General features: G+C 74.2%; 12 protein-coding genes. 1 reads left to right on the forward strand and 11 read right to left on the reverse strand.

The window, feature by feature from the left end; genetic code table 11:
- Positions 1-56: 56 nt before the first annotated feature.
- The 11 genes from AC2TEW_RS31200 to AC2TEW_RS31250 all read right to left on the reverse strand — a co-directional run bounded on the left by AC2TEW_RS31200 (position 57) and on the right by AC2TEW_RS31250 (position 12,672).
- Positions 57-521, reverse strand: a complete 465-nt coding sequence (locus AC2TEW_RS31200) for a MarR family winged helix-turn-helix transcriptional regulator (RefSeq protein WP_359892398.1) — start codon at positions 519-521, stop codon at positions 57-59.
- Positions 522-585: 64 nt separating this feature from the next.
- On the reverse strand, positions 586-1,503 hold the full coding sequence (locus AC2TEW_RS31205; RefSeq protein ID WP_484626693.1) for a phosphate ABC transporter ATP-binding protein: 918 nt from the start codon (positions 1,501-1,503) through the stop codon (positions 586-588).
- A 97-nt stretch (positions 1,504-1,600) separates the two neighbouring features.
- Positions 1,601-2,506, reverse strand: a complete 906-nt coding sequence (locus AC2TEW_RS31210; protein ID WP_484626694.1) for a sortase — start codon at positions 2,504-2,506, stop codon at positions 1,601-1,603.
- Entirely contained in the window at positions 2,503-4,206 is a 1,704-nt protein-coding gene (locus AC2TEW_RS31215) for a substrate-binding domain-containing protein (RefSeq protein ID WP_484626695.1), read from the reverse strand. Before AC2TEW_RS31215 ends, AC2TEW_RS31210 begins: the two co-directional genes overlap by 4 nt.
- A 38-nt stretch (positions 4,207-4,244) precedes the next feature.
- Positions 4,245-5,429 carry a phosphate ABC transporter permease PstA gene (pstA, locus tag AC2TEW_RS31220; RefSeq protein ID WP_484626696.1) on the reverse strand — a complete coding sequence of 395 codons (1,185 nt, stop codon included), beginning with the start codon at positions 5,427-5,429 and terminating at the stop codon, positions 4,245-4,247.
- A gap of 51 nt (positions 5,430-5,480) precedes the next feature.
- Entirely contained in the window at positions 5,481-6,500 is a 1,020-nt protein-coding gene (gene pstC / locus AC2TEW_RS31225) for a phosphate ABC transporter permease subunit PstC (protein WP_484626697.1), read from the reverse strand.
- A 158-nt stretch (positions 6,501-6,658) separates the two neighbouring features.
- Complete coding sequence (locus AC2TEW_RS31230) at positions 6,659-9,148, reverse strand: hypothetical protein (protein ID WP_484626698.1); 2,490 nt, start codon at positions 9,146-9,148, stop codon at positions 6,659-6,661.
- Positions 9,149-9,504: 356 nt separating this feature from the next.
- Positions 9,505-10,110, reverse strand: coding sequence for a hypothetical protein (locus AC2TEW_RS31235; RefSeq protein WP_484626699.1), 606 nt, complete (start codon positions 10,108-10,110; stop codon positions 9,505-9,507).
- A 390-nt stretch (positions 10,111-10,500) separates the two neighbouring features.
- Positions 10,501-11,523, reverse strand: coding sequence for a PstS family phosphate ABC transporter substrate-binding protein (locus AC2TEW_RS31240; RefSeq protein WP_484626700.1), 1,023 nt, complete (start codon positions 11,521-11,523; stop codon positions 10,501-10,503).
- Positions 11,524-11,869: 346 nt separating this feature from the next.
- Entirely contained in the window at positions 11,870-12,304 is a 435-nt protein-coding gene (locus AC2TEW_RS31245) for a hypothetical protein (protein WP_484626701.1), read from the reverse strand.
- Positions 12,274-12,672, reverse strand: coding sequence for a DUF1508 domain-containing protein (locus tag AC2TEW_RS31250; protein WP_149038302.1), 399 nt, complete (start codon positions 12,670-12,672; stop codon positions 12,274-12,276). The genes AC2TEW_RS31245 and AC2TEW_RS31250 overlap by 31 nt, the downstream gene beginning before the upstream one ends.
- Positions 12,673-13,334: 662 nt before the next feature.
- Between AC2TEW_RS31250 and AC2TEW_RS31255 the strand changes: the two genes are divergently transcribed.
- A complete protein-coding gene (locus AC2TEW_RS31255) occupies positions 13,335-14,006 on the forward strand; it encodes a DUF4097 family beta strand repeat-containing protein (protein ID WP_484624458.1) in 672 nt (223 codons plus the stop codon).
- Positions 14,007-14,010: the final 4 nt, after the last annotated feature.

Consider the following 14,010-nt stretch of genomic DNA (forward strand, 5'->3'; position numbering starts at 1 on the left):
TGGCACGGTGCCGAGCGGGCCTCGGCGTGTTGGGACCGGCAGCCCGGCCCACCCGGTCAGGCCAGCTCGCCCAGGACCCGGACGGCCCGCTCCAGGAAGCTCTCGAACAGCGCCAGCTCGTCCGGCGCGAACTCCCCGCTGAGCGCCCCCTCCACCCGCAGCGCGGCCCGGTCGGCCCGCCGTACCAGCGCCTGGCCGGCCTCGGTCGCCCGGTTGACCACCACCTTCTGGTGCAGCTCGGACGAACTGCGCGCGATCAGCCCGTGCTTCTCCAGGTTGGCCAGCACCGTGGACATGGTCTGCGGGGTCACCATGCACTCCCGGGCGAGCTGCGCGGCGGACATCCCGCTCGACCCGGAGAGCAGCAGCAGCACCGAGTACTGCGGCACCGTGAGGTCGAACTCCCGCAGCGCCTGCGTCTTGCGGGCGATCAGGGTCTGCTCCGCCCGCTTGATGGTGAGCCCGAGCCGGCCCGCGGCCGCCGGGGCGGCGGGGCCGGGGGCCGCGTCACTGTCGGTCATCGCAGCAGTCTTGCACAGGGCAGGGCACGAACCCCGCCGCCCGGGGCCGGGGTGCGCCCGGACCTCAGCCGAAGCGGCCGCCGACGTAGTCGGCGGTCCGCCGGTCCGCCGGGCTGCCGAAGATCTGCCGGGTGGGGCCGGCCTCCACGATCCGGCCCGGGGTGTCGTGGGTGGCCAGGAAGAACGCGCAGGACTGCGAGACGCGCTGGGCCTGCTGCATGTTGTGGGTGACGATGACGATGGTGAGCCGGCCGCTGAGTTCGGCGATGGTGTCCTCGACCCGGCGGGTGGAGGTCGGGTCGAGCGCCGAGCAGGGCTCGTCCATCAGCAGGATCTCCGGCGAGACCGCGAGCGAGCGGGCGATGCACAGCCGCTGCTGCTGGCCGCCGGAGAGCGCCCCGCCGGGGGTGTGCAGCCGGCCGCTGACCTCGTTCCACAGCCCGGCCCGGCGCAGGCTGGACTCGATCAGGTGCTCACGCTCCTGGCGGCCCACCTTGAGGCCGGCCAGCTTGAGGCCGCTGGCGACGTTGTCCGCGATGGACATCGCCGGGAACGGGTTGGGCCGCTGGAAGACCATCCCGATCCGGCGCCGGACCTCCGCCGGACGCCGCCCCGGCGCGTACACGTCCTCGCCCTCCAGCAGGACCTCGCCGGCCAGCGCCGCGCCCCGGACCATCTCGTGCATCCGGTTGAGGATGCGCAGGTAGGTGGACTTGCCGCAGCCGGAGGGGCCGATCAGCGCCGTCACCTCGCCCGCGCGCATGGCCAGCGAGACCCGGTCCAGCACCTTGCGGTCGCCGAACCAGGCGGAGACCGCCCGGGTCTCCAGCCCGGCCGGCCCGCCCGGCGGCTCGGTGACGGCCGGCAGCCGGGCGGTGTCGGCCTCGGCGGCCGGACCGGGCGGCGGCGCATAAGCGGCGGCGGACGGGTGGCCGGCCGGGGCGGGGAAGGACGCGAGGGGCTGGTGGGTCGCGTCGGTCATGGGTGCGGTCCTTCCGGGATCGGTCGGTGGGGAGCGGGTCGTCGCAGGTCGGGTCGTCGCAGGTCGGGCCGGGATGGAGTGGGGCGGGGAGGTCGGGTCAGTAGAGGTTGGGCAGCAGGGCGGCGGCGTTCTCGTACACCGCCCAGAGCAGCGCGCCCAGCACGGGCGCCAGGCTCAGCCAGGCCGCCCGGCCGTGCCAGCGCCGCACCGCGAGGGTGGTCACGGCGGCGGCTCCGAGCAGGGCCAGCGCCCACAGCTGGAGGGCGGCGAGGGCACCGCCGTCCACCGCGAGCGCCCGGTCGGCGGGCAGCTGCGCGGGGCGGCCGCCGGCCGAGGGCTGCGGTTCGCCGTCCAGGCGGGCGCCGACCAGGACGGTGCCGGTCGGGATCCAGCCGGAGTCGCTGGTGACCAGGACCAGCCGGGCCGGGGCCTGATCGGTGATCGGGTGGTCGCCGTCGCCGTAGGTGTTGACGGTGTAGCCGAAGCTGCCCTGGCCGGTGGTGACGGTGATCCGGTCGCCGACCCGCAGGTCGGCCAGCGCGCCGAACGGCGCGCCGAACGCGGTCCCCCGCCCGAACAGCACCGAGGTCCCGCGCTGGCCGGGCAGCACGGTGTCCCGGCGGTGGCCCGGACCCCGCATCAGGTCGCGGCCGGCGGTCCCCTCGACCACCACGGCCCGGTGCAGGCCGATCGCCGGGATGTCCAGGATCGCGACCGGCTCGCCGTCACCGGTCGGCCCGGTCGGCGCCACCGCGTTGGCCAGCTGGTCGCGGAAGGTCTTGTACGCGGTGGACTGGAAGTGCTGCTGCTGGAGCCCGGAGAGCGCCAGCAGGTAGCCGGCGAAGCCGAGCAGCAGGGCGGCCGCCAGGGTCGCGGCCCAGCCCGCCTGGACCACCCGGCGGCGCCCGCCCGGGAGTTCGGGCCGGGCGGGACGGGCGGCGGGCGCCTCGGGCCGGGCGGGCCGGCCGTCCGCGGGCGGCCGCTCCAGGGTCGGTGCCGTCATCGCGCACCCCCCGCCGCGGCCCGGCGCCGCCGCTGCAGCCAGTGGCCGAGCAGCGGGGGCACGGCCACCACGCCGAGCAGTTCGACCGCGGTCAGGGTGGACAGGACCCAGTCCTCGGGGCGCCCGCCGACCGCGACCACGGTGGCCGCCGGCGCACCGCCGCCGCCCGCACCGCCGCTCCCGGCGGTGACCACCTCACCGGTCTGCGGGTCGACCACGCCGTCGGTGCCGGTGGCGGCGGCCGCACCGCCCGCCGTACCGCCGGCCGCGGCCGCGCCGGTGGTGCCGCCGGTCCCGGCCCCCCCGGAGCCGCCGCCGGTCCCGCCGGTGGACGAGGTGCCGCCGCCGGTACCGGACTTGGCGACCGCCTGGCCGTTCTGCACGGTGCAGTCCAGCGGCGAGCCCTGCTTGTCGCAGGGACTGGGCTGCGGGGCGTTCTTCAGCACGGTCAGCTCACCGGCCGCGTTGAAGGTCGGGTTGGCGCAGTTGTTCAGCGAGTTGGGGTCGACGGTGCTCGCGCTGCCGGGGATGTGGCCGACCTGGAGCATGCCGCCGCGGACCAGGTTGCGCGGGATCGGCGAGTAGCCGAGGCTGTCCGCCTCGCCCTGGCCCTCGCAGAGCACGTACGAGATGAACCGGCTGAGCGCGCTGCCCTTGTCGTTGGTGAAGCGCGGCGGCGGCGGGAGGGCGGCGGCGGCACGCGGCACGATCAGGTAGCTGTAGCTGGAGACCGGGTAGGAGCGCGGGTCGGTCATCGTGTAGACGCCGTCGAGGTTCTGCTGGAGGAAGTCGGGGTCCGCGGGCGAGGTGGCGTCGTCGACACCGCGGATCTTCGCGGCGGTCAGCGCGACGGCCACGTTGGAGGCGGTCGGCAGGCTGTAGTAGCCGGCCGGGTTCAGCACCTTGACGACGGGCCAGCTGGAGCGCTTGGCGAAGGCGTACTCGTCGTAGCCGATCGCCCCGAGGCCGGTGGGCGACTGGATGTAGCCGGCCACCACGTCGGAGCCGTTCTGGGCGACCATCCGGCCGGACGGCGGGTAGAACTCGGTGTAGTCGCCGCAGCCGACACCGTTGACCTTGGCGCAGTAGGCGTCCCACTCGCCCTGGTGGGTGTGCTCCATCCAGCGGGTGAACTGGGCGGTGGCGCCTGAGCCGTCGGAGCGCACCACCGGGGTGATCGGCAGTTTGGGCAGCGCCCGGCCGTACTCCTGGGTGATCTTCGGGTCGTCCCAGGAGGTGATCCGGTTGGTGAAGATGCCGACCAGGGTGTCCGGCGACAGCCGCAGGTCGGTGACGCGCTTGCCGCCGACCACCAGGTTGTACATGAACGCGGTGCCGCCGGCGGTGATCGGCACGTACGAGTAGCCGTAGACCGGGTTCTCCGGCTGGCCGGCGCCGGAGGTGGCGCCGCCGGAGTTGACGCCGGTGTCGGGGCGGGAGCGGAACGGGACGTCCGAGGCGGTGAAGTCGTCCTGCCCGTTGGCCCACTGGGTGCGGCCCGCGGCCGAGCCGACCGGGCTGAAGTTGATCTGGATGCCCTGCGGCGCCACGTCCTGGCGCCACTGGTCGATGGCGGGTCCGGCCCAGCTGGAGCCGTCCGCGTTGAGCGAGGTGGCGGCGTGCGCGGGCCCGCCCGCCAGCAGCACCAGCAGGACGCCGAGCAGGACGGCCAGCGGACGCGCGGTCCTGGGCCCGGTCATGGGGACTCCTCGAGAGCGGTATCGGATGGTCGTGGTCATCACACGGCCTCGGCGGCGGTGACGGCGGTCGCGGTGCGGACCTGACCGGCCGCCGCCCGGTCGGCGCGGGCCTGCCGGCGGCGCGCGCGCAGCGTCATCCGCCCGGCGGGCCGCCCGCCCAGCACGCGGGCGGCCACGAACAGCACCAGCACGATCACCATCAGCGTGAGCGCGGCGGCGAACGCCCGGGCGACCATGTCGGGGTAGGGCTGCTTGACGTAGTTCCAGATGTACAGCGGCAGGGAGACCTGGCGGCCCTCCAGCGGGTCGAGGTTCATGCCCGCGGTGAAGCCGGAGGTGAGCAGGACCGGCGAGGTCTCGCCGACGCCGCGCGCCATGCCCAGCACCACCGCCGTCACCAGACCGGGCCGGGCGGTGGGCAGCACCACGTTCCACACCGTGCGCCACTGGCTGCCGCCGAGCGCGTACGAGGCCTCCCGCAGGGTGCCGGGCACCAGCCGGATCACCACCTCCGCGGCCCGGGTGACGATCGGCATCATCATCACCGTCAGGGCGAGCGAGGCGGCCAGGCCGCTCTTCTCGGCGCCGAAGGTGAGGATCACCACGCCGAGCACGAACAGGCCGGCCACGATGGACGGCAGCGCGGTCATCGCCTCCACCAGGGTCCGCACCGGCCGGGCCATCCGGCCGCCGACCTCGGACATGAAGACGGCCGCGGCGATGCCCAGCGGCACCGCGAACAGGGTGGCCAGGCCCAGCTGTTCGAGCGAGCCGACGATCGCGTTCAGCGCGCCGCCGGAGGTGATCGGCGACAGCGCGGCGGTGTGCTCCATCGACTGGGTGAAGAAGTTGAGGTGCTGCGCCGCGTCGAGGCCGCGGACCAGCACGTAGCCGATCTGGTCCAGGATCAGCCCGATCACCAGCAGGCCGGAGCTCCACGCCAGGACCGACACCATCCGCTCGCGGACCGACAGCGGGTCCCACTGGAGCCGGCCGGCGGCGAAGTACACCGCCAGGAAGAGGAGGTACCAGCAGAGCAGGAAGCCGAGGGCGCCGCTGAACGGCAGCAGCCGCTCGTACAGCAGCCAGTCCAGGGCCAGCGAGCCGCCGGCCGCCGCGGCCACCGTCCAGACGTCGGCGCGGGTCACCCCGCCGAGCCGCAGGCGGCGTTCGGGCCGGTCGGGGTCGTCGGCCACGGGCGCGGTCGCGGTGGCGGGGCTCATCGGGTGGTTCCCTTCCGGGGGTTCGGCGGCGGGCGGGGCGGGGTGCACGGGTCAGTCCGCCGTGGTGGCGCCGGAGCGCGAACGGTTGATGACCACGCCGGCCGCCAGGTTGACCAGCAGGGTGAGCGCGAACAGCACCAGTCCGGCGGCCATCAGCGCGGAGAGCGACAGCGCGTCCGACTCGCCGAAGCGCAGCGCGATCAGGGCGGAGATCGAGTTGGCGCCGTTCTCCAGCACGTGGCCCATCACCTTGAACGAGGGCGAGATGATCAGCGCGACCGCGATGGTCTCCCCCATCGCCCGGCCGAAGCCCAGCATCACCGCGCCGATCACCCCGCCCCGGCCGAACGGCAGCACCACCGTGCGGACCATCCCCCAGCGGGTGGAGCCCAGCGCGTAGGCGCCCTCCCGTTCGCCGGCCGGCGCCTGGGAGAACACCTCCCGGCTGAGCGAGGCGACGATCGGGATGATCATCAGCGACACCACCACCCCGGCGATGAAGGTCGAGGAGGTGTAGGAGGTGCCGATGTCGCCGGTGCGGACCTTCAGGAACGGCAGCACCCCGCCCAGGTGCAGCGCCAGCCAGCGCACCAGGCCGACGATCCGCGGCTGCAGGAAGAACAGCCCCCACAGCCCGTACACGATGCTCGGGATCGCGGCCATCAGGTCGACCAGCGAGATCAGCACCGACCGCAGCCCGGCCGGGGCGTACTCGGAGATGAAGACCGCTGCGGTGAGCGCCACCGGGACGGCGATGCACAGCGCGATCAGGGCGATCAGCAGGCCGTTGGGCAGCACGGCGGCGATGCCGAACCGGTGCGCGGCGGTCTGCCAGCGCGACTCGGTGAAGAACGACCAGCCGACCGCGCGCAGCGCCTGGGAGCCGCGCAGCAGCAGGAAGAAGGCGATCAGGCCCATGATCAGGAAGACCGAGAGCCCGGCGGCCCGCAGGACGCCCCGGAAGACCCGGTCGCCGACGGCGGCGGGCGCGCCGATCGCGCGCGGCCGGTCCTCGGCCGGCTCGTCGGCGGGCGGCGCCGGGGGTGCTGCGGACTGGACGTGGGATGCCATCGGTTCGTCTCTCTCCGGCGGGCCCGGCCGTGCTGGCGCGGTGCGGTGACTGGGACGTACGGGGCCCGGCGGCGTCGGGGACCCGGCGGCGGTCGGGTGGGCGGCCCGGCGCCGGCGCGGCCCTGACGGTGGGCCGCGCCGACGCCGGGCGGGTCGGGTCAGCCGCCGGTCCCCGTCCAGCGGGACCAGGACCGGCGGGCCGCACCCGTGATCCGGCCGCCGGCGGCGGTGCCGCCGAGCAGCAGCGCGGCCGGGCCGCCGACCAGCAGGACACCGCCCGCCACCAGCACCACCGGCAGCAGGATCCGGGCCGCCCCGGCCCGGTCGGGGGACGGACGGCCGACCGGTGCGGCCGCGAGGGCGGAGGACGAGGCGCCGGGCGAGGGCCGGCCGGTCGCGGCCGCGGGTGCCCCGGGCTGCGGGTCGCTCCCGCCGGCCGTCCCGGTGGAGCCGCCGGAGCCGGAGCCGCCCCCGGTGGCCGGGCCGCCGCCGCCCTGCCCGGCGCCGCTGCCGGTGGAGCCGGAGCCACCCGGGCCACCGGTGGCGGCGGCCGGTGCGCTCTGGTTGCCGGGGAGGGTGCCGTCCTGGGCCGCGACGTGCTGGGCGGCGGTCTGCGCCTGGGTGACCTGGGCGCCGGTCAGGGCGGCGTACCCGGGGGCGAGCCGTCCGGGCGCCCAGCCGTAGACCTGACCGCCGCCGGGGTCGGTGACCTGCCGGACGAAGCGGGAGACCGCGGCGGACTTGCCGGCCGCCAGACCCTCGGTCGGCAGCATCGCGTACTGGACGGTGGTGAGCGGGTAGGCCGCGGTGTCCTTGGCGAACGCGGCTCCCCGGTCGCCGTACGGGAGTTCCTGGGTGCCGGTGGCCGCGTCCACCGGCATGTCGGCGACCGCCGCCTGCATGCCGCTGAGCGTGGGGGCGACGAATCCGCCCGCCGGGTTGAGGAGTTCGGCCTCCGGAAGGCTCATCGCCTGGGCCGAGCCGGAGTCCAGTACGGCGAAGAAGCCGCGCTCGCCGACCGGCTGCGGCACGCACTTGTTGTGGCCGCCGGTCGGGGTGAGGTCCGGGTTGAGGCAGGAGGCGAGCGCCTGGAGGGCGCTGCGGGTGACCTGGCCGAGGCCGCCGAGCAGCGGGTTCCACTCGAACTGCTTCCAGCTGCTCGGGCCGGAGTAGTCCTGCGGCTGGAAGGCGTCGACGGGGTAGCCGGCGAACTTCGGGCGCAGGTAGAAGGAGTCGATGTGCATCCCCCACGGGTCTGCGGCGCCCTGCAGGAACTGGCCCGCCTCCGGGTCGGCCGCGATCCACGAGGTGAGCTGGTGCACCAGGTCGGTGGTGCCGCCGACCACCACCGGGGAGCTGGCCCGGAAGTCGCCGTTGATCAGGCAGCCGGGCCAGACCGGGCCGTTCACCGGGTCGCTCGGGTTGAGCTGCCGGAACTCCGGGTCGTCGAACAGGCAGAGCGGGTTGCCCTGGACCGACTCGATGTCGTCCTGCCCGGCCATCCGGTACGACTGGGTCAGCATCTTGGCGAGCAGCCGGGCGTTCAGCCGCAGCCGGCGGATCTGCTGGTGGGTGGAGCCGTCGTCGACCAGGTAGGCGATCGAGATCGCCGAGGTGGCCAGCGGCGCGTAGACGTACGGCCGGGTGGCGGGTCCGGTGTCCGGGCGGGCGGTCAGCGCCAGGTCGCTGCCGGAGCGGCGCAGGAAGGCGGCGCGGGCCTGCGGCTCGCCGCCGCCGAAGGTGTACTGGAGGTTCAGCGGGCTGTCGCCCTGGCACAGGCCGGCGCGCCACTGCTGCATCGCCCGGTTGGCCATCTCCAGGCCGGTGGCGGAGAACGCGGCGGCGCCGCTCGCGCAGTCGTCGGCGGAGGGGGCGAAGGTGAGCGGGACGACGGTGCGGTGGGTCCAGGCGCAGGCCTCGCCGGAGCGCCAGCCGTCGGGGCCGACGTTGGTGCGGTCCAGCATCGCGTCGGTGGCCGAGTTGTAGAAGTAGTCGACGTCCGGCGAGTGGTCCTCGCAGTTGATGGCGCCCGGTTCGGCCTGGTAGGCGCCGATCGGGTCGCCGCCGTAGTTCGGCTCGACCACCAGCGAGCAGGGGTGGTTCTGGTCGCAGCCCAGGGTCTGGCTCTGCTGGGCGGTCCAGACCTCGATCGACAGCGAGCCGGAGCCGTCCGGCCGGGTGGCGCCGATCACCATGTTGGTGGGGAACTCGGGGGCGTTCAGGCCCGCGCCGGGGGCGGACTGCTGGAACCCCTTCGCCGGGTCGCCGCCGTACAGCAGCGAGCCGTAGCAGTCGGTGGGCCGCGGGTCCTTGCCGCGGCACTGGTAGACCCGGACCGGGTAGACCGCGTTGGCGTCGTAGGCGCCGTTCGACGGGTGCCGCACGGTGCTGACCGGGCTGCCGAAGATGTCCACGGTGGGGGTGAACCCGGTCCAGGACACCTGGACCACCTGGTTGGTCAGGCCGGTCGCCGGGCTGACGGTGACCGAGCCCTGCGGCCCGTAGTCGCCGGTCGCGGGCTGCCAGACGGCCGGCCCGGTGACGGTGACCGCACCGGCGGCGTGCGCCTGCGGGGCGGTGTCCAGACCGAGCGGGACGATGCCGATCGCCACCACCACCGCCCAGGCGAAGGACGCCGCGAACAGCATCCTCGGCCACCTCGGGCGGCCGAACGGACGGGGTGGGCGGATTCTCATGGCGGGCACCTCCGGGTGCGGCGGGACGGCCGGACCAGCCTGGTTCGTGGGAGGCGGCGGCGCGGAACGGGTGGTTCGGCCACCGGACGACCTCATTTGGCCAGAGCGACATGGCGGCCGACTGTCGCTCAGGTGTATGAGGCCCCAACTGGCCAGCTGGAATGAAGACTTCTCTGTCTCCGTGGTCAACTACCGGCCACAGCAAGCCCGTTGGAGCAGTACCGCCGGAGACGGCCGTTCGGGGCCGCGCGTGGAGCCGCGGCCCCGAACCGGTCGGGCGGAGGTCGGGACGGAGATCGGCGCGGAGGTCAGGACGCCGGGGTGAAGTTCAGCGCGAAGGAGCCGACCGACTGGCCCTCGGTGAAGAACGTGGTGTTCAGCTTCTGGTCCAGCAGCTGGGCGGCCTGCGCGTCGACCGTCAGGTCCACCGAGGTCAGCGTCTGCAGGGTGCCGTTGCGGATGACCCGGGTGTCGCCGGCCGGGTCCAGCAGCGCGATCGGGCTGGTGGCACCGGCCGGGACGCCGGTCAGCTGCCAGGTGTCCACGCTGAACGCGAGCTGCTTGAAGACCAGGGACCTGCCGGTCTTCACGTCGATCACCAGCAGGCTGCCGCCGAGCTCGACGGTGCCGTAGAACTGCGGGATGTCGGCGACACCGCCGGTCACCGGGAAGCTCGCCGAGAGGCCGGTGGTCCCGTCGTAGGAGCCCGAGGCCGAGGGCAGCGGGAGCGCGACGATGCCCGCCAGTGCGGCCTGCTGGAAGAACGTGTTGCTCTCGTTCACCACAGCGCTGCCGGAGGCCGGGGTGGCGGCGACGGCGGCGACGGGGGTGGCCGCGACCGCACCGGCGGCGAGGGCCAGGGTGGCGGTGCCGGCGGCGATGCGGACGGCGAGACGGGCGGCGGGACGGGACATCGGCGACTCTCCTCGACTACTGGGACCCGCTGCGGCGGGCTCCCGGGGGTACTGGGCTGACCGGGCTCACCGGGCGTACCGGATGAGCCGGGCGTACTGGCCGAGCTGGGCGAACTGGACTGGCTGGGTCGGCTGGACTGGCTGGGCCGGCGTCCGTACGGAACGGGCCGGGCCGGGCCCGCCCGCCCGGCCTGGGGCCGTCGGCGGGCGGGACCGGGTGGTGCCGTGCCGGTCACCGCGGGTGCCCTGGTGCGGCGGCACCTGCGCCTGTTCCGGTGCCGCAGCGCGGCGGTGCGGCGATACCGCGCTGCGGCGGTGCTGCTGTGCTGCTGTGCTGCTGTGCTGCTGCGGCAACGCTGCTGTGGCGGGCCGGCTGGTCCCGGCCCGCGACTAGAAGGTGCCGCAGGCGGTGCCCGGCAGGTTCAGGAAGCCGTAGCTGGTGATGGAGGCCTTGCCGCCGGTCGCGCTGCAGACCCAGCCGGTCTGGCCGAAGATGTTGCGCAGCGGGCTGCCGACGCCGAACTCCGAGTCACGGACGACGGTGTAGAGCACGCGGCCGTAGGAACCCGCGGCGAAGGCCGGGTTCAGGGTGTTGGTCCCGGTGAGCGGGCTGACGCCGCCGATCTGGCGGACGGTCAGGACGCCCTTGTCGTCGGTGGCGGTGGTGTGGCCGTTCAGCTGGCCCACGTAGTGGCCGACCGAGTAGGGGAAGACCACGTTCGCGTCGTTCAGCACCGGGTCGGTGCCCTCGTTCTCCTCGGGGCCGGAGACCACGCAGGCGCCCGGGGTGAGGGCGGAGCCGCCGCCGTTGATCGCGGTGAGGAAGAAGGAGCGGGTGCCGGAGGAGGCCTGCGGCAGGTACGCCTTGATGGTGGCGTTCGGGTAGGAGGCGTTGATCTGGTTCCAGTTGGTCTTGGTGCAGGTGTAGATGGCGACCAGGTCGGCGGTGGTCAGGTTCGCCGGGGCGTTGCCGCCCGCCTTGGCGGACCAGGTCACGGCGTCCTTGGCCAGGTTCACGAAGTCGAAGGTGGCCGGGTCGGAGGCCTGCTTGGCCCGGGAGGAGCGGGCGAAGTCGACGGTCGCGTTGGTGTTCGCGTTCAGCGCGGAGATGCCGGCGCCGGAACCGTTCGGGCGGGTGATGGAGGTCGCACCGGTCTTGGTGGTGATCGGGGAGCTGCCGGTCGCGTCCCAGCTGTAGAGGCGGGGCGCGGTGCTGCCGCTGCCGGCCAGGAAGGCGTTGTAGTCGGTGGAGAACTGGTTGTACAGGGCCTGCGTGGTGTCCGAACCCACGCCCACGATCGAGCCGGCGGCCGGGAGGCTCGCCGGGTCGGCCGAGGCGGGGGTGACCGCGACGGTCGCGAGCGAGGCGGTGATCGCGGTGGCGGCGAGCAGCTTGGCGGCGGTGTGACGCATGTTCCTCTTCCTCCGGTGGGAGAGACGTACATCGCGTGACCCGGGATCCGGGAGGGATCCACGGTTCCGGCGGCCCCCGTGTGCGGCGCCCCCGGCGGCACCGATACTTGCCGCAGCGCCCACGGCCGGGAAGTGCCGTCCGCATGTGCCCGGCCGGACCGCCAGCGGATGTGAACGGCCACCTCGGCCCGCGTCACCGCAGCTCAGCGCGGGCGTGGCGCCGTCCGGCGGCCGACCGGACCGGCCGCACGGGCCCGGCACCGTTCTTCTCCAGGTGGCGACCCGGGGTGCGGCCGGTCACCTGTCGGCCACCGTGCCGCACCGGACCCTGCGGTCCCACCCGTGTTCACCAGGGCCAACGGTCGGGCGGGCCGGGCACCCGCAGCCACTGCTCCAACTGCTGGAGAGCGTTGCGGAAACTCTCGATGCCCTGCCGGCACTGATCACGCCTCAGGTAGCCCCGCGCGCTGCGGGCGACCGGCCCGGGGTCGGCGGCGCCGGGCCGGGTGGACCGCACCGGCAGGCAGGCCGTCCACACCCACAGGTGCGGGCCGCCCTGCGCGAGCTGGTACCTCAGCGCCGCCCGTTCCACCAGCAACTCTCGCAGGGCCGACCGGAGTTCCTCCTCCGACCGGAAGAGCTTCACCGAGCAGCCCAGCTGCCGGCCGTTGACCGCGCTCAGCGACCACCCGACGGTCCCGTCCGGGCCCTGGACGGCGAGCAGCCGCGGCCGGCGGCCCGCGGTCACCGTCACCGCCCGGCCCCGGGTTCGGTGGGCCACCCTTCGCCCTGCTTCGCGAGCAGGGCCACGAATCTTCGGAAGGCGCTCTGACAGGTGGCGTAGCGTTCGTACGCGCGGTGCGAGCGCACCAGCGGGTTGCCGCGCGGGCCCGGGACCACCCAGACCCAGCCCAGCCCCTCCCGCACATGGGTGATCCTGGCCACCAGTACGGGACCGACGGCCACCAGCTCGGCGAAACCGCGCTCGGCCTCGGCGGAGGTCTCGTACACCGGCGGGGAGATCGCCACCACCCGGCCGTTGGGCGCCTTCAACTGCCAGCGGTACCGGCCGCCGGCACCCCGCTCGGCCTGCAGCCCCTCCCAGCGCACGCCACCGCGGTCGCGCCCCTCAAGCGCCGGACCATCCACTGCCGCTCCCGTGGTTCGGGCCTCCGGGCCGCCCGGCGCGGGAGCGCTCCCGAACGGCGGTGACGCACGCGAGGACCTCTTGTGAAGACATGACCGAGCGCCTCAACGCTACGTGTGCATACCGGACACGGGAAAGCTCGATCGGGCCCCACCCGCGCTTCTTCCCCGGGAAGTTCCCCCGCATTAATCTGACGTCCAGTCAGCCCGCTTCCCGTGCGGTCCGGCACGGAGGGTGCGCGGTTCCGCTCTCCGGTCGATCAGTCAACTGACCGGCGGCGGAACGTACTTGACGCTGGTCGACACTCGCGGCACCGTCCCGTCAAGGCCCCCGCGCGTGGTCGCGGAGCGACCGGCACCCACCCTCCCGGACGGCCTTGCGCCCGACTCCCGGCGCACCCCCGGCCACCCCTGTCGGGCCGACCGCCACCCCAAGAGAGTCCCAAGTCCGGGCTCGGACCCGGCACACCCCGCCGAGTAGCGTTCAGCTCGATCCCATTGCAACGCCCACCCACCCGGTCGTTGCATTATCGTCGAGCCCGACGCAACGATTTACCGCTAACTACCTGCAAATATGCGATTCATGCACAACGGACTCGTTGTCAGTTCATCAAATGCAACGTAGCGTTTCTCTCATCAGAAACAGCAGTCCGAAGGAGTGCACCATGCAGAAGTTCGACACCCCCGCCCCGGTCTCCGTCGTCCTCGACGTCCCCGCCGGCCGGATCAGCCTCATCGCGGCGGACCGGGCCGACACCGTGGTGGAGGTCCGCCCGGCGGACGCCTCCAAGGGCCGCGACGTGAAGGCGGCCGGACGGACCGCGGTCACCCACCGCGACGGCGTCCTGCGGATCGCGGCCGAGCCCGCCGACAGCCGCATCCTCGGCTCCTCCGGCGCCGTCGAGGTGACCGTCCGACTGCCCGCCGGCTCCCACCTCGAGGCGAAGTGCGCCGCCGCCGAACTGCGCGGCGTCGGACGGCTCGGCAACGTCACCTTCGACGGCGCCCGGGGCACCGTCAAGCTCGACGAGACCGCCGCCGCCCACCTCACCGTCCTCGACGGCCCCATCACCGTCGGCCGCCTGGGCGGCCCCGCCACGATCAGCACCCACAACGGCGACCTCCACATCACCGAGGCCGTACGCGGCACCGTCGACCTGCGCACCGAGGCCGGCTCGATCGTCATCGGCGCCGCCTGCGGCGTGTCCGCCACCCTCGACGCCGGCACCGGCCACGGCCGGATCCACAACGCCCTCGCCAACACCGCCGGCGCCGCGGCCGAACTCACCGTCCACGCCACCACCGCCCACGGCGACATCACCGCCCGCAGCCTCTGACCCG

It is taken from the genome of Kitasatospora sp. NEAU-CNBT7, from assembly GCF_057220535.1.

What these genes read in the sequence shown, in the direction of transcription:
- AC2TEW_RS31200 (WP_359892398.1), bottom strand. Translation starts at nt 521, where the DNA reads ATGACCGACAGTGACGCGGCCCCCGGCCCCGCCGCCCCGGCGGCCGCG.
- AC2TEW_RS31205 (WP_484626693.1), bottom strand. Translation starts at nt 1,503, where the DNA reads ATGACCGACGCGACCCACCAGCCCCTCGCGTCCTTCCCCGCCCCGGCC.
- AC2TEW_RS31210 (WP_484626694.1), bottom strand. Translation starts at nt 2,506, where the DNA reads ATGACGGCACCGACCCTGGAGCGGCCGCCCGCGGACGGCCGGCCCGCC.
- AC2TEW_RS31215 (WP_484626695.1), bottom strand. Translation starts at nt 4,206, where the DNA reads ATGACCGGGCCCAGGACCGCGCGTCCGCTGGCCGTCCTGCTCGGCGTC.
- pstA (WP_484626696.1), bottom strand. Translation starts at nt 5,429, where the DNA reads ATGAGCCCCGCCACCGCGACCGCGCCCGTGGCCGACGACCCCGACCGG.
- pstC (WP_484626697.1), bottom strand. Translation starts at nt 6,500, where the DNA reads ATGGCATCCCACGTCCAGTCCGCAGCACCCCCGGCGCCGCCCGCCGAC.
- AC2TEW_RS31230 (WP_484626698.1), bottom strand. Translation starts at nt 9,148, where the DNA reads ATGCTGTTCGCGGCGTCCTTCGCCTGGGCGGTGGTGGTGGCGATCGGC.
- AC2TEW_RS31235 (WP_484626699.1), bottom strand. Translation starts at nt 10,110, where the DNA reads ATGTCCCGTCCCGCCGCCCGTCTCGCCGTCCGCATCGCCGCCGGCACC.
- AC2TEW_RS31240 (WP_484626700.1), bottom strand. Translation starts at nt 11,523, where the DNA reads ATGCGTCACACCGCCGCCAAGCTGCTCGCCGCCACCGCGATCACCGCC.
- AC2TEW_RS31255 (WP_484624458.1), top strand. Translation starts at nt 13,335, where the DNA reads ATGCAGAAGTTCGACACCCCCGCCCCGGTCTCCGTCGTCCTCGACGTC.